The following is a 16,793-nucleotide window of genomic DNA, read 5'->3' as shown; positions in this document are numbered from 1 at the left end:
TTAAGAATTTATAGTTTGGTCGGTATGGTCATTTTGTGGAAAAGGCTGGGGTTGAATGTTATCATCATCATCCAGCTGGTTTGCCAAAGCCTTTTTTTGTTTAGTTAAGGTCAAAAGATCATTTTCTAAAGCTTCCATGTTTAATCCAATAGGTGTTTTAGTCCCATTGAAGAAATCTTCCGTAATGATGGCAAAGGCTTCATCACTATAATACTCCCAAAAGTCCCAGGTCATTTTTTGTTCCTCACCCAGGGTTACACAAGTTAGATGTTCCTCATCATAGGCCAGAATGGTTACTGCATGACCGCCATAGGAACCTGGTTCGGTTTTCTCCAGGGGTTGATCCGGAGCTGTGTCCCATATTTTCTGACCGATTATGGTTGATGGCAGCTGCAGACCAGCATATAGACCACCAAAAAGATAGATGGCCGATTTTACGATATCACGCTTTAGATGCGGGACAGATGCGAATGCTTTTATTTTGCGGTTATCGATGCCAACTTTTCGCCAGTACTTTAAGGCATCCAGAACAGGTAAGCCGCGATCGCTTCCTGGTTTTTTTTCATCAAAACCACTAACTTCTGCATAGGCAGATATGACCTTTTCTGCGCTTAAAGGGTGTTCAGTTGTTGAATTTGATGTCCAGCATACGATCATGTGGCCTGCAGCAGCAAAGGTGCAGTTGTTGATCTTGTCATTCCCAAAGGTCTCCCATGCTGTCTTTTTAATGGAGGTCCAGTCGTGACTTACTGGAATTTCCAGTTCATCCGACAATAGATACCTGGAAAAATCGAAATCTCTCGGATCTTTTTTCGCCTCCAATTTGCCAAAATTACCTTTAGCTACTGGTTGTTTTTCATCCATAATATTAATTTAATGTTCTGATCTTTAAATTATTGTACATAAAGAGTAATTTAAGGAATAAAAATCAGGCTGCTCCTTTTCCGCTTTTTCCATATATTTTTGGGCCGTAATTATTTTTTTTAGTTGGCATTTTTTTATCTGATGAATTGTCTTTATTAGCAATCTTGTCTATGGTATCAGAGATTCTCGATGCTGATTTTGTTTTCTTATTCATTGTATAATTTATTATCGCGTTAGTTAATTATCTTAAATATCAGGTTTGGAAAAGGCGTTTAATTATACATAAATACACTTGAATAATTTGCTTTCTGCCATTCACATTCATGTAAAATTAGCCATGTAAAACATACCAGAAAGGCTAAATTACCCGCCTGATTTTCCACTCTTGCCATATGTTTTTGGTTCACTACTATTTTTTTTCTTTGGCAGTTTTTCATTTGCTGAACCGGATTTTGAAGGGGTTTTGTCTTTGCTGTTGCTGTTTTCTGTTACTGACTTAGTTTTCTTTTCCATTTATATTGTTATATCTGATTTATTTCCAGGGTTTATTTTTACGAAGCTTGTGATAAAAAATTTAAAGAATTCTTTAGAATACAGGAATGATCCGGTTTCAATCTTCATATAGTCTAAAGTAAATATCAAAATAGTTTAAAAGTGTATTCAGCCTCCTTTTCCTCCTGCCTTCCCATATATTTTTGCTTCACTCCTGGTTTTTTTCTTCAGTATCTTTTCATTCGCTGAACCGGATTTTGAAGGGTTTTTGTCTTTGCGGGTACTGTTTTCTAGTGCTGCTTTTGTTTTCTTTTCCATGTCCATTGAGGTTTTTTTTCTTGATTTATGAGAGGAGCCCGTGTTAAAATAACTGTTGAAAAATTCTGCAGAAAAGGCGATGATCTGGTTTCAATCATTTATGTTTAATGCAACACATGCTCAAAATTTCAGAAAGGAATGATTAACCGCCTTTTCCTCCACTAGTACCATATATTTTTGGTTCACTGCCATTTTTTTTCTTCTGCAATTTTCCGGCTGATGAACTTAATTTAGAGGAGTGATTATCTTTGGCTGTAATGCTTTTCGATTCTGTTTTCTGTTTCTTTTCCATGTAAAGTGGGGTTTATGATTTATTCCTTTGTTTAAAGATCGCAGGGCTCAAGAAATAATTGCAATTAAATTCTATCATAGAAGAATGTGTTTAAGATTCGTAAATTCTTAAAAATACCTGTATAGCGTTATTAACCACCTATTTTCCCACTTTTCCCATAGGTTTTTGGTTCGCTGCCATTTTTTTTCTTTGGCAATTTTCCGGCTGCTGAACTTAATTTTGAGACTAAATTTTCATTGTCAGGAATATTTTTTGATGCTGCTTTTATTTTCTTCCCCATCCTTTATTTGTTTTTAAAATTAACATTGTCGGCTAAATATAAAGAGAGTTAATTATTTATTTTTTCAAGAAATAAAATAAAGATTATTTTAAAAATCATTATAAAAATTATTCTATGCAGGGTTGGTTCCTTTGGATCCAACGCCCAATCCATCCACATTTAGAATTGTGCAAAAAACCATCATGGAGCCGGGAAAATCCTCCCAAACAAAAAAACAGATTTTATGTTAATTTACTTTACCTTCAAGAAATGCCCAGTTGTATTGAAGGGCAATTTTTAAAATTCAGTCTTTTCTCATAGTGTCTTTTCCTCATTTGTAAAGGCTAATAAATTAACATATGATGAATTATAAACCAGGTATTCTGAAAGCTTTAGGATTGATCATAGTACTTCAGTTGGTGTGCCAGTTCTCCTTTGGGCAGGTTCATACATTTGAAGCGGGATTTCGCCTTCAGAAAACAGTCGATCTTTATTATGAGAATGGGATCAGCGGACAGTATCATCTCACAAAGCGTATCACACTTGGCGCCACTTACCTGAGCAGTCGCCTGGGGTCGGCGATCGGTTCAAATGCAATAAAACAAGACAATTTTTTACTCTCCGGTTCATGGATGTTTCGACCCAAAAAGCCGCTCAAGCCATTCGTTAGAGCCAATCTGGGTTATTTTATAGCTGATTATGAGTCTGATGTTTTTAAAAGCTTAACAAATACTTCTGCCATCGCTTCCCTGGATGCTGGTCTGGCCTATTCTTTTAAAAGTCCGTTAAGACTTAATCTTTCCTTAGGTTATAATGCCATCACAGGAAGTGGAGCAAAGGGTGCGGGGACCTTATATCCTGTTTTTTATCAGACAAGTATCTTCTGGAATTTAGCTAAACGAAAATCAAAATGAAGAAATTTATCCTGTTTACTCTCAGCATATTGATGCTTATTTCCTGTAATAAAGAGCCTGAAATTGATAGTTCCATGCTCGATAGCGGTCTTTATTTTGATCAGTCGATCTACCAGCCAGAGAAATACCTGGTTTCTGCCTCTGTCCCGGCTCCAACACCTGCTCAGGCTGTCAGTCCGGTGATCATTGCCATACATGGTTATGGTGCCACCACATTTGAATGGGATGAATTTCGTACCTGGAAAGGATCAAGAACAGATTTTTCAATTTCGCAGGTCCTGCTTGGGGGCCATGGACGTGATTATCAATCATTCAAAAACTCTACTTGGCGCGACTGGCGGGAGCCGATCGTTACGGAATTTGAAAAGCTGGAAAAGGCCGGCTATACCAATATAAGCTTCGCAGGATCTTCAACCGGTAGCACACTGATTTTGAAATTACTGGCAGAGGGTTATTTCGATTCTCATATCAAGCCCAGGCATGTTTTTCTGATCGACCCGATCATCATTCCGGCGAATAAAACACTGACATTAGTTGGTGTACTGGGCCCGATCATCGGATATACTAAAGTGGACAATACTGCAGGAGAAGAGAAGTATTATTACCACTATCGTCCCTATGAAACGCTGCAGCAATTGCGGGATATAATCAATGAAGTTAGAATTGATCTGCAAAAGGGGGTTACTTTGCCTGTTGGCACTACTCTGAAAGTTTATAAATCAGATAATGATGATGTTGCTGATGCGGCCAGTGCTGTTTTAATCCATAAGGGGATTGTTAGCAGTACCGGTAACGCCCCTGAAATCGCGATGATACCCTCAAAACTGCATGTTTTTACCAGGTTAAACCATAGGGAGAACACCCCTGCAAGCAGTGATATAGCCAATCAAACAAAGGCATTTTCTGAGATGGCATATGTGCTTATTAAGTGATGGGGTTGGGCTTTAATGAATGCGGTATAGAGTGCTGACAGAATTTAGAATTGTAAAAATCAATAAGAATTAATTGCATTTACCTCACTTACTTAACCACAAATTGATATAAGCCTGAATCAGAAAGGTTGCCTTTGGAATCTCTTGTTATTACTTTCCAGTAATAGGTTATATTCTCTTTCACAGGCACATCCTTTAGTGTAGTATAAGTTGTTTTGCTAATGAAAATTGGAGGTATTAATGAACTGCCAAAATATATGTCATAATTAATGATGTCTCCATCTACGTCACTGCCTTTCCATTCAAGATTAATGTTTCCAGAAATTGGTTGTACACTTTCTTCCTTTTTTGGTGCAATAATTTCTGCCGGGAAGGGGCTGTATGAGATTGATCCAGGTCCAGAGTTATAGAATTTCCAGGTATCACTTTTTGCAATAAATGCATTCTTTGTGCTAATGGAGGAAACAAACCAGGAATATGGTGTATTTCTTAATAATGAAACTTCAATATTAGTTGTGTTGACTAGCTTGATTAAGCTGACCCCGGTTATCAGATTTTTTAAAGAAAATTCATAAGCATCAGTGTTATTGGATGAGTTCCAGGTAAAATTAATCGAGCTTTCGGTATTGGAAATTATGTTACCTTCTAAGCATATTGTATTGTCAATAGGGAATGTCAGAATTGCTTTTTCTGGTTGTGGGCTAGCTTTTTCACCTTTCTGACATCCTACACCAATGATAAAAAACAGGATAATTATGAAGTTTTTTAATTTCATTTGTTAATAATTAATTGAAAGGTTTAAATCACCAGACTATTAAAACTGACTATTGTTTGAGTACTTTATTGGTTATGACAAAATCATTTGTAGACAGCCTTACATAATAAGCACCGGGAATGAGGTGTGTCAGGTCAATTTCTAAAATGCCTCCATTTTTTTTGCTAAAAGCTGAATAAACTGTTTTCCCAGCAGTGTTTGTTATTACAATTTGAGTGTTAGATAATATTTCTCTTAGGTCAATTTTCAGTATATCCTTAAATGGACTTGGATAAATCAACGATTCAGAAAATCCTTGAATTTTTTGAGTGATAACCCCCTGGCATGGGATATCAGTTGAGATTTTTATATTATTACTGCCATTTTCCAGAGGAAAACTAATGTAAGATTGCCTTGTTTTATATTCTTTCCCATTTAATTCAATCATATAGGAAGTACTGCCACTTAGAGTTAGGTTAATAAAATTTGTATTTCGGTCTATTGAAATATATGCCTTCAGTTCTTTCGGTTCTGTAATAATAAGCTCATAACATTGCTTGTAATCTTTTTTTCCTTCAACGGTGATACAAATAGTATAATTTCCCGGTTTCAGATTTGTTATTCCTATAGAATCTGTAAAAGGGTATGTTTTATTCAAACCCTGTCCTGTTACGGAAGCAGTATAGTTTAGTCTTTTTTCAGCCTTGATTTCAATTTTACCATTGTCGCTTGAAACGCATGTGGAGCTAATTGTTCGAACCATAAAATTATTAACTGGCATATCACTAACCCTAAACGTTTTCAATTCCTGAGCAGATTGATAATTTACATTTCCAGCCTGAACCGCCTTCACTACTACCGTTCCAGCTCCAGTTAACGTAATCGTATTTCCGGAAATGCTTGCAGGGCCAGAGACAATTGAAAAAGTGACAGGCAGGCCTGAACTTGAGGTAGCAATAATAGTAAAAGGAATAGCCCCAAAGGTTTTATCCGCTATTTCATTGAAAATGAGTGTTTGTGTTCCTTGCAGTACTCTAAAGGTCCGTTCAGTACTTACCTCTTTATAGTTGACATTTCCAGCCTGTAATGCTTTTACTACAACTGTTCCAGCTCCAGTCAGTGTAATCGTATTTCCGGAGATGTTTGCAGGACCTGTGACAATTGAAAAAGTGACAGGCAGACCAGAGCTTGCGGTAGCAGTAACGGTAAAAGGATTAGCCCCAAAGGTTTTATCCGCTATTTCATTGAAAGTGAGTGTTTGTGTCCCTTGCAGTACCTTAAAGGTCCGCTCAGTACTTACCTCTTGATTGTTGATATTCCCAGCCTGAACCGCCCTCACTATAACCGTTCCAGCTCCAGTCAGTGTAATCGTATTTCCGGAAATTGTTGCAGGGCCGGAGACAATTGAAAAAGTGACAGGTAGACCAGAGCTTGCGGTAGCAGTAATGGTAAATGGAATAGCCCCCAAAGCCCTTTCCGTTATTTCATTGAAAGTGAGTGTTTGTGTTGCAGGCAGCACTTTAAAGGTTCGTTCTAAACTAACTTGATTAAAACTGATATTTCCAGCCTGAACCGCTTTAACCGCAACAGTTCCAGCTCCTGTCAGTGTAATCGTATTTCCGGAAATAGTTGCAGGTCCTGAGATAATTGAAAAAGTGACAGGCTGGCCTGAACTTGCAGTAGCAGTAATGGTAAAAGGATTAGCACCAAAGGTTTTATCCGCTATTTCATTGAAAGTGAGTGTTTGTGTTCCTTGCAGTACTCTAAAGGTCCGTTCAGCACTTATCTCTTTATAGTTGACATTTCCAGCCTGTAATGCTTTCACTACAACTGTTCCAGCTCCAGTCAGTGTGATCGTATTTCCGGAGATGCTTGCAGGACCAGAGACAATTGAAAAAGTGACAGGCTGGCCTGAACTTGCGGTAGCAGTAATAGTAAAAGGATTAGCCCCAAAGGTTTTATCCGTTATTTCATTGAAAATGAGTGTTTGTGTTCCTTGCAGTACTCTAAAGGTCCGTTCAGCACTTATCTCTTTATAGTTGACATTTCCAGGCTGTAATGCTTTCACTACAACTGTTCCAGCTCCAGTCAGTGTGATCGTATTTCCGGAGATGCTTGCAGGACCAGAGACAATTGAAAAAGTGACAGGCTGGCCTGAACTTGCGGTAGCAGTAATGGTAAAAGGATTAGCACCAAAGGTTTTATCCGCTATTTCATTGAAAGTGAGTGTTTGTGTTGCAGGTAGCACTTTAAAAGTCCGCTCTATACTTACTTGATTAAAAATGGTATTTTCAGCCTGTAATGCTTTCACCACTACCGTTCCAGCTCCAGTTAGTGAGATCGTATTTCCGGAGATGCTAGCAGGACCAGAGACAATTGAAAAAGTGACAGGCAGACCAGAACTTGCAGTTGCAATAATGGTAAAAGGATTAGCCCCAAAGGTTTTATCCGCTATTTCATTGAAAATGAGTGTTTGTGTTCCTTGCAGTACCTTAAAGGTCCGTTCAGCACTTATCTCTTTATAGTTGACATTTCCAGCCTGTAATGCTTTCACTACAACTGTTCCAGTTCCAGTCAGTGTGATCGTATTTCCGGAAATGGTTGCAGGACCGGAGACAATTGAAAAAGTGACAGGCAGGCCTGAACTTGCGGTAGCAGTAATGGCAAATGGAATAGCCCCAAAGGTTTTATCGGTTATTTCATTGAACGTGATTGTTTGTGTTGCAGCACTGGAGCCTGTACTGGAAATGGTAAATGTATTATTCGAAAGACCTACTACATCATCCTGTGATCCGGTTTCTGAAATTCTTATTTTACATTCATTAGTAAATTCACTTACGCTGAAAATACTACCTTGCTTCGGTTGTTTTTGTCCGGACTTTTCGGTAGCACTGCCCGGCACTGTCCATTGATAACTGCCTGATTTTGAATCAACTGCAACACTTATGGTTTTCCATGTCTTCCCATTATCTGTTGTGTATTCAATTTTGACTGAATCGGAAACATTAACAGTACTCCAGGTAATAAGGTATTTAGTGCCGGCTACCAGCACTTCACCAGCCTGAGGCTTGGTAACCAATATTTTTGAGATATTACTTCTGGAAGCATGACCATCGTAACTGCCTCCTTTAAATTTAGAAGTAGATCCCACATTTAATCTTTTATCAAAATTAATCGCAATAGAGTCTTTAATTAAAGGGTCCTCAGCACTGGCTACTTTTATATCAAATAAGCCCGATAATTCCTGTTTATTGATAAATAAGTAAGATTCTGCTGCTGCCTGATAGTTATTGATAATTCTGGTCCAGCTTGAGGCGGTTTGTTGTCTGAAATAAATATTCAACTTAGAAATGCCTGAGTATGTCCATGAAATAGGAATAATGCTGTTGACATCCCCATTAGTGCTTGCATCTGATGTAAGCTTGATAAAACCATCACTAATTTCAAAGATTCCGCTTATACTTTTAATTGTGGAATCACTAGCTGAGCTTATTTTTATAAGACCTGCAACGGTAGGTGTACCAGGGATTTCCCAGGTATATTTTTGGGCATTGGCAGAATAATTATTATTGATCAGAGTCCAGGACTGGCCATTATTCTTTGAAAAATGAATATTGATATCTTCAATATTTTCAGATTTCCAGGTAATTAGGGTGTTTGAAAGTCCATTTAACTTTGTTCCTGCAGCAGGATTTATAATTTGGATGCTTGCCTTTAAATTTGATGCCTGACTAAAACCATCATATGAGCCACCTTTAAATTTCGAAAATGAATTAACTGCTGCCCTTATACTTAAGACAGACCTGGATGAATCCTTCACTGAATTGTCAGTTGAGCTTATTTTAAATTCAAGCGAATCTGTAGTTAATGTTGATGGTGGGATCCAAATGTAATTCAGCATTAAAGCTGATACAGAGTTAGTTATGGCTTTCCAGGGTGTTCCTTTGTTAGTACGGTATTTTATTGATAAAAAATCTACTCCATTATTAACCCATGAGATCTGGATTGGTTGTTCTTTGACATAATAGGTTTCCAAAGGATTTTCAAGTGCAATGCTTTTTAGCGGAATTTTGAACGGAATGGTATTTGATGATTTCAAAACCGGATCTTCAACAGAAGAGACTCTAATAATTCCAGTATTAGTTATGTTGTTGGAAGGTACTCTCCAATCCAGTTTTTTCGCGTATGCCGGGTAGGCATCATTTATTGTCAACCAGCTTATTCCATTATCTGCAGAAAATTCAATTTTAATATATTCAATATTATTTGAGTCCCATTTCAGAGTTTGAAGGGATGATGAGGCAAATGTTTCATTTCCTGAAGGAAAAATCAAACTGAGCTTTGGAGTACTATTAGAAACTGCACTATGGCCATCAAAGCTTCCTCCCAGAAACTTCCTGTTTGAAGATACAGGGTTTGTAATAATGGACGCATTTAAGGTGCTTGAAACTGTTGAACTATCAGAAGACTCAATTTTTAATCTAATGGTGTTGACATTAATTTCTGGAACAATCCAGGTATATGATCCTGCTAAAGCCGGATATCCTTTCCGAATCAGGGTATAGTTAGTACCTCCGTTAGTTGAATAATACATATTTACCTTTTCAACGGTTTGGCTTTTCCATCCAAACCTGAAGGCATTTCCTTTAACTAATGTCGCTGAACTATCTGCATCCAGTTTTAATTCCGGTTCGGAAATAATAAAATTTCCTGGGTTAACACTGGCAATACTACTGTTTTCGATATCAGAGATCCGTATCTTTCCTTTTGTTGTTGGTTTTGCAGGAACAAGCCATGAGTATTTTGAAGCGGAGGAAGGGTAAGAATTGATAACTGTGCCCCATGATAATCCTCCATCTAAAGAGTATTCGATCTTTATATTGTCGACATTACTGCTTTCCCAGCTGATATTAAAATAATCTCCACCTGAAATTACCTGTCCATTAGCCGGAGCTTTGAGGAGCAGAGCGTCCTGGGCAAAGGCAAACTGGGTAAGCAGGCCTGTAATTAGAAATAATATCAGATGTTTCAATGGATCTGTTAATTATCTGATGGAGCTGAACGGACTAACCTAAATCCTCCATTTTGGCTTCCATTAGCTCTTCCTGAAATACCCGACCAACTATTTTTGTTGTTTGCCGATGACCAGCTATCAAAAAAGTTTGAACTGAACCAGTGGCTTAGAATTGGATAGCCAGTCAGGCTGTTTTCACCTATGCCGTTAACATCTTTAAATGAACGCGAGTTTTCAGTGTTTAATGTAATAACGAGTTCAGATACATTATCGCTGAGTCCCATGATTCCATAATAGCTTGCCCCGGAACTTCTCCTGCTGGATGAACTGGTAGCAAATACTCCTACCCGGTAAGATCCAGAACCTCCATCACCGCCCTCTATTGTGCTACCATTATATGCTAAGAATTTGGTAGAATCGGATGTGGTTGGTGCTTCAGTTCCATTTTCTGCTCCATTGAGTTTTAATACATTTATTAGCAGATCATTATTGCCCATTGGAGGCATATTCCCTTGTGGGCTTTGTCCATTTGCACGATCATTATATGTGGGTGCCAAAGGCCCTCTTGCTGCTTTTTCAAACTCAAGTTCAGTCATTGGCCTTAAAGAACTCCAGTTTGCAAATGCAAATACCTGGTTAGAAGTTGTATGATCCATCGCACGGTCAGGTCTTGAAACAATGTAAGTTTCACCTTGTTTTTCTATTGAAAATCGAACAAGTGGCTGACTAGGGGAGTTAGGTAATGGAAATAAATTGCTTGTCATTCCTGGTGGACTGCCTGGCGTAATAGTCACCTTTGTTGTATTTAAAAAATCAGTGTACTGCCCCTGGCTAACCTCATATTTCATTGCGTAAAATGCTTTATATCCAATCGGGAAACCGGAATATTTAAAAGGCTCTGTATTGGTAATTCCTATCCCCTTTGTTCCATTGAGATAAATACCATCTATTATTATCTGGTCACCAGTATTATAAGGGCTTGAATTTGTAGAAGCTACAGTTAATTTAGGAGTAGTTTTATCTGAGATAATGGAAAACATAGCGGTATTTCTCCCAAACTTTGAAGTGTCAGCCGCAATGAAATTCTTAAAAATGGAAGGTACTAACCGGTCGGCTGAGGCCTGTGAATAAATATCTTTTGTAGGTGTATATGAATCTCCAAAGGCGAAACTTCCCTGAGGTACATAAACCATTTCTGTTGCAAAAAACCTTATTTCGGCACTGTCAATATTTGCAACTGAATCTATTCCATAGTTCCATGCAAGCTTTATACCGCTTAGGTCTATATTGCCAGTTCCTTTTCCAGATCGGTAAATAAAGGCTCCCATTCTATCTGGAGGTACCACGATTTTAGCGGTTTGCGGGTTACCATCAATTGAATTTCCAGTAGTCTGAAATTTGATATGCTTCCAGGAGCCATTAGCTCTTTTTACCTTCGCTGTGATCCATGCAGCATCCCAATTGATATCATCTCTCCATGAATTTTCCCAGGATAAGTCAAACTTTATTTTTACATCCTTAGTTGTTTTAAGTGTGTCGGTTAGGGATAATTTTTTAATTCTGATATTATTGGCAAAGGTTGTTTGCCCACAAGCAATCAGTAATAAGAACAAAAAAATACTTCTCACATATTTTTGCATAATTTGAAAATTAACTTTCTAAATGTATTGAAATACTCTGATTTCAGGTGTTTTTTTTAAGGGTAGTTTACATCAAAGTTATTGCTAATAATATGTATGCTGTAACCTTTTTAAGGATACTTCATTTTTGTCCCCTAGTTCTCAAAATCCCAGTATTTATAGAGTTAGATTAATTTTATTGTCCAGGTTAATTAGGTAATTCCTGTTCATAATAGTTAAAATAATGAGTTGTAATGCTTACAAATTTTCGAAATGTGCGGAATAAATGATCGAATCCATACTGAAATCGTTACAGGTATTTCTCATAGAATAGCGGATTAATTAACATTAAACCGCTATTCTTGTGGCTTATATTCTTAATGCATCTATTTTTTATGAAGAAAAGCCTGTTTCTGCTTTTATTTTTTATCTCATCCCGATTATTTGCCCAAAATGCCTCTATTGAAGGGATAACTTTTGATCAGTCAGCAAATACTCCTTTAGAATTCGCAAGTGTATCTCTGTTTAAATTGGCTGATTCAAGCCTGGTAACCGGTCAGGTTGCTGATGCAAATGGGAAGTTTAAATTCGATAAGTTACAGTCCGGATCCTATTTTATCAAGGTTCAGTTTGTGGGGTACAATTCCTTTAAATCTGCTTCCATTTCTTTGTCTGCCGGTCAGAAATTAAATTTGGGCCGATTAGAACTAACTGTCAATCAGCGTTTTTTATCTGAAGTGAAGGTAACTGGTCAGCAATTGCAGAGCTTGAATAAGATCGACAAACAGGTTTATAAAGCCGAGCAGTTTGAGTCCGCCAAAGGTGGTACCGCAGTAGATGTGATCAAAAATATGCCTTCTGTTACGGTTGATGGTCAGGGTGAAATATCGCTGAGAGGATCAAAGGGATTTCTGGTTTTGATCAACGGGAAGCCGGTACTTACCGATGCAGCAACGATCTTAAGTCAGCTGCCTGCTAATTCAATTGAAAACATTGAGCTGATCACCGCACCTTCAGCACGGTATGATCCGGACGGCAAGGGTGGAATTATTAATATTACAACTAAAAAAGGAGCGGATAACAGCACCGCATTTATTGCGAATGTACAGGGAGGATTACCCTCAATTGATGACTATGGTAATGCGGAAAACCAGCAGCGTTATGGGGCAGATCTCACCTATAACTACAAGAAAGATAAATGGGACCTGTCTGTCGGTGCCAACTATTTAAGAAATGATAATGCCGGATACCGTGATGGCGATGTATTCACCATTATCGGGAATAAAAAAACAAGCTTTCCTTCTATGGGGGAGCGCAGTTTTGACAAGTACAATTATGGGGGAAGATTCAATGTAACCTTCAGTCCGACTGCTAAAGATCAATTTTCTGCCGGTTTCTTTGCCGGACATAAATTTCAGGACAGGGTTGCCGACATAAATTATACGAATGTAAATACAGTGCTGGCTACTGGTCAAGTAATTGGGCGAAGCAATTATTTTAACGCGAACACTCAAAATAAACAGGGGAATTTCCTCCTGGGTAATTTTGATTATACCCATTCTTACAGCAAGAAATCGGTTTTAAATATTTCGGCTCTGGTAGAGCATGTGGCTCTTGAAGGGTCGACAAAAAACAGAAATATTGAGCAAAGAGATACCGTTCAGAACACCTTGAGTACGTATAAAAATCCGCTGACAGGATTCAGAATTAAGGCAGACCATACACTGACCCTTGGAAAGGGGAAGCTTGAAACCGGATACCAGTATCGTCTGGATCAGCAGGATGGCGACTTTATATATTCTGTAAAGAATAAGGGAAATACAAACTTTGTAATTGACCAGGCATTTTCTGGGAATGTAAAGGCAAGTAATCATATTCATTCTGTTTACGGTCAGTACTCTGGGAAAGCTAATAAGCTGGAATATGTCACAGGATTGAGGTATGAATATTCAAAACGGGATTTGAGTGTGGCTTCTGCAGGCAGGAATGAATATCTGCTGGAACTGAATAATCTATTCCCATCTGCGAGTGTTCTATACAGTTTTGAGAACAGCTGGAAAGCAAAGGCAGGACTGAGCAGGAGGGTTCAGCGGACGAACAATTTTGAACTGAACCCTATTCCGGAAAGAGAACATTCGGAAACTCTGGAGAGAGGTGATGCGAATCTATTGCCTGAATTTATCTATCTGGCGGAAGCAGGGATCACCAAAAACTTCAGCAGCGGATCGGTCTTTTCGACTATTTATTATCAGGATATAAAAAATCCCATACAACGAGTGAACAGTGTGTATGCTGATACCATTTTGAATCGTGTTTATACCAATGCAGATAAGGCAAGCCGTCTGGGACTTGAATTGGGTGTGAATTATAGTCCCGCGAAATGGGCTCAGCTCTATTTTGGCACAAATGTTTACAGAAGTTCAGTAAGCGGTTTGATCCTTAACTATCCAAACCCGCAGAAAAATTCAGCCTGGGTAAATTCGATCAACGCAAATGTAAATTTCCAGCTGAGCTCCGACTTTAGTGTTCAGGGGAATGTAAATTATCTTTCTGCAAGGCCAACGGTACAGGGTGAAGATTCCAGGTTTTTATCTCCAAACACTTCATTGAAGAAAACATTCATGGATGGCAGGCTTACCGCTTTGCTGCAATGGCAAAATATGGATATGGGTTTGCTTAAGAGCAATGAACAGCGCATAACTACTTCAGCTCCTGATTTTTACACAACCACTAATTACATTTATGAGGTGGATGTGTTTATGATCAACCTGAGTTTTAACCTGAATAAGCTGACTAAAAAATTAAAGCTGCCGGGAAGTGAGTTCGGAGAAAAGGAGTTTTAAATCCCAATAAATACTAAAAAAGAAGAGGCTCATAAAATGTTGAGGACCTCTCCAGGACATAAAGTCTTTTTTTATTATCCCGGAAAGAACCACCCCCTTTTATTCCCCCGCCAGCGGTGGACACTGGGTGCCTAGGGATTTTGCCTTAAACTAAAAATTCCAATATTGAATGCAATTTTTATCCGTCATGCTGTCCACCGCTGGCGGGGGGAGTGTTGGTTTAAGCGCTGAAGGGGGGTGGTTTTTTTAGTGATTTTGGCACAAGTTTAAACTCTTATTCGCGCCAAAAAAATACCATTACGTTCAAAAGGTTTTTGGTAGACCAATAACCTCAGATTGACCCATTTATACAAAAAAGAGGCCTTTAATTTTTAAGGGCCTCTTTTTTGTATGAATTGTTTGGTAGATCTATTGTGCGTCGTAAATGATCACTTTATCGAAGAAAACTCTAAACTCTTCTAAAAATGCTTTATGTAAAGGGTGTACCTGATATACATCATGGGCAGCCAGATCGTCAAAAGCCAGAAATAAACTGAATGTATAAGTGGTGTCAACTACTGCACGCTCAATTGGTGCGGGTGTTCCAAGATGAAAAAACTTTACGACTTCTATTTTTTCAAGAGTACTCAGACTTTTTTGGAATGCGATCTTTTGTTCGTCGGTGGTATCGGCTTTTAGCCAGAATAAAACGTGGTGAGCTATCATATATTTAATTGTTTCCTGCAAATATAATAATGTACCTGAAAGCTGTTCCCGGAATATGAAATAAGAGAGTTTTAGCTTCGCTGGCGCACGCGTTCTTAATCGTTTGCTAGTGCACGCTTTTCGCGTGTGCATGTACTCTACTCACATTCTCTATTTTCTTTGCTGGCGCACGCGTTTCGCGTGTGCTTAAACTATAATCACATTCTCTATTTTCCCAAATAAACCCCTATTATTATAAAAAATAAATCAGCTTGCAAACAAACTCATTAAGTCCGGAGAAAATTTCCAGTCGCAGACTCAAAGCCATATTTGGAGGATCAATAGGAAATTTGGTGGAGTGGTACGACTGGTATGCCTATTCTGCATTTGCACTTTATTTTTCCGCTTCCTTCTTCCCGGAAGGCAATAAAACTGCACAGCTTCTCAATACTGCCGGCATCTTTGCGCTTGGATTTTTGATGCGCCCCATTGGGGGATGGATCTTCGGAAGGATAGCTGATAAAGTTGGCCGCAAGCAGAGCATGACCCTTTCTGTACTACTTATGTCGTTTGGCTCCCTGCTCATCGCATTTATTCCAACCTATCAGGCAATTGGTATCATTGCTCCTCTGGTGCTGCTTTTGGCACGTTTACTTCAGGGACTCAGTGTTGGCGGTGAATATGGTGTGTCGGCTACTTATCTGAGTGAAATGGCAAGCAAGAACCGGCGCGGTTTTTATTCCAGTTTTCAGTATGTTACTCTTATCGGCGGACAATTATTCGCCCTTGGTATTCAGCTTATTCTTCAGAAGGTGCTTACAGATGCGGAACTGCATGAATGGGGCTGGCGTATCCCTTTTGTCATAGGTGCCATACTCTCATTGGTTGCGCTTTACTTGCGAAGTACTTTGTATGAGACGAAGGCTTTCGAAACCCATAAAAACATGTCTGATGAGCGTAAAGGCACGATCAGGGAGCTGTTAAAACATCCCAAAGCATTGATGACGGTGGTCGGTTTAACCCTTGGCGGAACCCTTGCCTTTTATACCTACACCACCTATATGCAAAAGTTTCTGGTCAATACGGTCAACCTTAGTAAGGCCGAATCTACCCTGATCTCCTTTATCAGCATGCTCATATTTGCTCTCATACAACCCGTTTTTGGTGCGCTTTCAGATCGTATCGGTCGCCGGCCTTTGCTGATCAGCTTTGGAGTATTGGGAACTATCTGTACCGTCCCGCTTCTGACTGCCCTGAGCCATACCACCTCGCAGTACACTGCTTTTTTTCTGCTCCTTGCAGGATTGTTCATTGTCAGCGGTTATACCAGTATCAATGCGATTGTGAAGGCAGAACTTTTTCCTGCGGAGGTACGTGCGCTTGGGGTTGGTCTGCCATACGCCCTGACTGTTGCCATCTTTGGCGGAACAGCCGAGTATGTGGCGCTATACCTGAAAGATATTGGCCATGAGTCCTATTTTTACTGGTATATCAGCGGGTGTATATTTTTATCGCTGCTGGTGTATGTTGGGATGAGGGATACCAGGGAGACTTCGCTGTTGGAGAAGGAGGGGTAGGGACCCGATAGCTATCGGGTTTAGGAAATCAGCAAATGAGCAAATGAAGGGAAGAATGATTTGCTGTCTGCCACTTATCGTCATTTCCTTTGGTCAATGAAAGAATATTTATTAGCTATTACTATTGTTGAAATGGGGGGTCCGGGGGGTGTTAATAAACTAAAATCTTTGTGAATAACGTTTAAATAAAAGGCAGGGTGAACTTTCGTCATTTCTAGTTTTCCAAGACTT

14 protein-coding genes are annotated in these 16,793 nt (G+C 39.0%); 4 read left to right on the top strand and 10 right to left on the bottom strand.

Annotated features, from left to right (window positions below):
• The 6 genes from BLR27_RS02755 to BLR27_RS18450 form a co-directional block, all read right to left on the bottom strand.
• On the bottom strand, window positions 1–864 hold the full coding sequence (locus BLR27_RS02755; protein ID WP_090699426.1) for a hypothetical protein: 864 nt from the start codon (window positions 862–864) through the stop codon (window positions 1–3).
• A gap of 64 nt (window positions 865–928) precedes the next feature.
• Window positions 929–1,078 (bottom strand): hypothetical protein, encoded by a 150-nt coding sequence (locus BLR27_RS18470; RefSeq protein WP_176767594.1) that lies wholly within the window; start codon window positions 1,076–1,078, stop codon window positions 929–931.
• 149 nt (window positions 1,079–1,227) lie between these two features.
• Window positions 1,228–1,377 (bottom strand): hypothetical protein, encoded by a 150-nt coding sequence (locus BLR27_RS18465; protein WP_176767593.1) that lies wholly within the window; start codon window positions 1,375–1,377, stop codon window positions 1,228–1,230.
• A 147-nt stretch (window positions 1,378–1,524) separates the two neighbouring features.
• Complete coding sequence (locus BLR27_RS18460) at window positions 1,525–1,674, bottom strand: hypothetical protein (RefSeq protein ID WP_176767592.1); 150 nt, start codon at window positions 1,672–1,674, stop codon at window positions 1,525–1,527.
• Window positions 1,675–1,816: 142 nt separating this feature from the next.
• Window positions 1,817–1,966, bottom strand: a complete 150-nt coding sequence (locus BLR27_RS18455) for a hypothetical protein (protein WP_176767591.1) — start codon at window positions 1,964–1,966, stop codon at window positions 1,817–1,819.
• A 130-nt stretch (window positions 1,967–2,096) separates the two neighbouring features.
• On the bottom strand, window positions 2,097–2,246 hold the full coding sequence (locus tag BLR27_RS18450) for a hypothetical protein (RefSeq protein WP_176767590.1): 150 nt from the start codon (window positions 2,244–2,246) through the stop codon (window positions 2,097–2,099).
• A gap of 338 nt (window positions 2,247–2,584) precedes the next feature.
• Here BLR27_RS18450 and BLR27_RS02750 point away from each other — a divergent pair, with 338 nt between their 5' ends.
• Together BLR27_RS02750 and BLR27_RS02745 are read left to right on the top strand one after the other, a co-directional pair.
• Window positions 2,585–3,139, top strand: coding sequence for a hypothetical protein (locus BLR27_RS02750; RefSeq protein ID WP_090699422.1), 555 nt, complete (start codon window positions 2,585–2,587; stop codon window positions 3,137–3,139).
• Window positions 3,136–4,071 (top strand): alpha/beta hydrolase, encoded by a 936-nt coding sequence (locus BLR27_RS02745; protein ID WP_090699418.1) that lies wholly within the window; start codon window positions 3,136–3,138, stop codon window positions 4,069–4,071. The genes BLR27_RS02750 and BLR27_RS02745 overlap by 4 nt, the downstream gene beginning before the upstream one ends.
• Window positions 4,072–4,159: 88 nt before the next feature.
• On the opposite strand, the gene BLR27_RS02740 is transcribed toward BLR27_RS02745, so the two are convergent.
• From BLR27_RS02740 to BLR27_RS02730, 3 genes are read right to left on the bottom strand one after another with little or no spacing between them, the layout of a single operon-like run.
• Window positions 4,160–4,846, bottom strand: a complete 687-nt coding sequence (locus tag BLR27_RS02740; protein ID WP_090699416.1) for a hypothetical protein — start codon at window positions 4,844–4,846, stop codon at window positions 4,160–4,162.
• Between the two features lie 49 nt (window positions 4,847–4,895).
• Window positions 4,896–9,857 (bottom strand): T9SS type A sorting domain-containing protein, encoded by a 4,962-nt coding sequence (locus BLR27_RS02735; RefSeq protein WP_090699413.1) that lies wholly within the window; start codon window positions 9,855–9,857, stop codon window positions 4,896–4,898.
• 8 nt (window positions 9,858–9,865) lie between these two features.
• On the bottom strand, window positions 9,866–11,479 hold the full coding sequence (locus BLR27_RS02730) for an SUMF1/EgtB/PvdO family nonheme iron enzyme (RefSeq protein WP_090699408.1): 1,614 nt from the start codon (window positions 11,477–11,479) through the stop codon (window positions 9,866–9,868).
• Window positions 11,480–11,853: 374 nt separating this feature from the next.
• Here BLR27_RS02730 and BLR27_RS02725 point away from each other — a divergent pair, with 374 nt between their 5' ends.
• Window positions 11,854–14,301, top strand: coding sequence for a TonB-dependent receptor domain-containing protein (locus BLR27_RS02725; protein WP_245704408.1), 2,448 nt, complete (start codon window positions 11,854–11,856; stop codon window positions 14,299–14,301).
• 408 nt (window positions 14,302–14,709) lie between these two features.
• Here BLR27_RS02725 and BLR27_RS02720 read toward each other — a convergent pair whose 3' ends face one another.
• A complete protein-coding gene (locus BLR27_RS02720; protein WP_090699399.1) occupies window positions 14,710–15,006 on the bottom strand; it encodes a Dabb family protein in 297 nt (98 codons plus the stop codon).
• A 251-nt stretch (window positions 15,007–15,257) separates the two neighbouring features.
• Here BLR27_RS02720 and BLR27_RS02715 point away from each other — a divergent pair, with 251 nt between their 5' ends.
• Window positions 15,258–16,562, top strand: a complete 1,305-nt coding sequence (locus BLR27_RS02715; RefSeq protein ID WP_176767589.1) for an MFS transporter — start codon at window positions 15,258–15,260, stop codon at window positions 16,560–16,562.
• Window positions 16,563–16,793: the final 231 nt, after the last annotated feature.

The sequence above is a fragment of the Daejeonella rubra genome (genome assembly GCF_900103545.1).
In the GTDB taxonomy this organism is placed as follows: domain Bacteria; phylum Bacteroidota; class Bacteroidia; order Sphingobacteriales; family Sphingobacteriaceae; genus Daejeonella; species Daejeonella rubra.
This window is presented reverse-complemented; position numbering and strand designations above follow the sequence as displayed.

Bases quoted from the DNA above. Each gene is read 5' to 3' on its own strand.
- BLR27_RS02755 (WP_090699426.1), bottom strand. From the start codon at position 864: ATGGATGAAAAACAACCAGTAGCTAAAGGTAATTTTGGCAAATTGGAG.
- BLR27_RS18470 (WP_176767594.1), bottom strand. From the start codon at position 1,078: ATGAATAAGAAAACAAAATCAGCATCGAGAATCTCTGATACCATAGAC.
- BLR27_RS18465 (WP_176767593.1), bottom strand. From the start codon at position 1,377: ATGGAAAAGAAAACTAAGTCAGTAACAGAAAACAGCAACAGCAAAGAC.
- BLR27_RS18460 (WP_176767592.1), bottom strand. From the start codon at position 1,674: ATGGAAAAGAAAACAAAAGCAGCACTAGAAAACAGTACCCGCAAAGAC.
- BLR27_RS18455 (WP_176767591.1), bottom strand. From the start codon at position 1,966: ATGGAAAAGAAACAGAAAACAGAATCGAAAAGCATTACAGCCAAAGAT.
- BLR27_RS18450 (WP_176767590.1), bottom strand. From the start codon at position 2,246: ATGGGGAAGAAAATAAAAGCAGCATCAAAAAATATTCCTGACAATGAA.
- BLR27_RS02750 (WP_090699422.1), top strand. From the start codon at position 2,585: ATGATGAATTATAAACCAGGTATTCTGAAAGCTTTAGGATTGATCATA.
- BLR27_RS02745 (WP_090699418.1), top strand. From the start codon at position 3,136: ATGAAGAAATTTATCCTGTTTACTCTCAGCATATTGATGCTTATTTCC.
- BLR27_RS02740 (WP_090699416.1), bottom strand. From the start codon at position 4,846: ATGAAATTAAAAAACTTCATAATTATCCTGTTTTTTATCATTGGTGTA.
- BLR27_RS02730 (WP_090699408.1), bottom strand. From the start codon at position 11,479: ATGCAAAAATATGTGAGAAGTATTTTTTTGTTCTTATTACTGATTGCT.
- BLR27_RS02725 (WP_245704408.1), top strand. From the start codon at position 11,854: ATGAAGAAAAGCCTGTTTCTGCTTTTATTTTTTATCTCATCCCGATTA.
- BLR27_RS02720 (WP_090699399.1), bottom strand. From the start codon at position 15,006: ATGATAGCTCACCACGTTTTATTCTGGCTAAAAGCCGATACCACCGAC.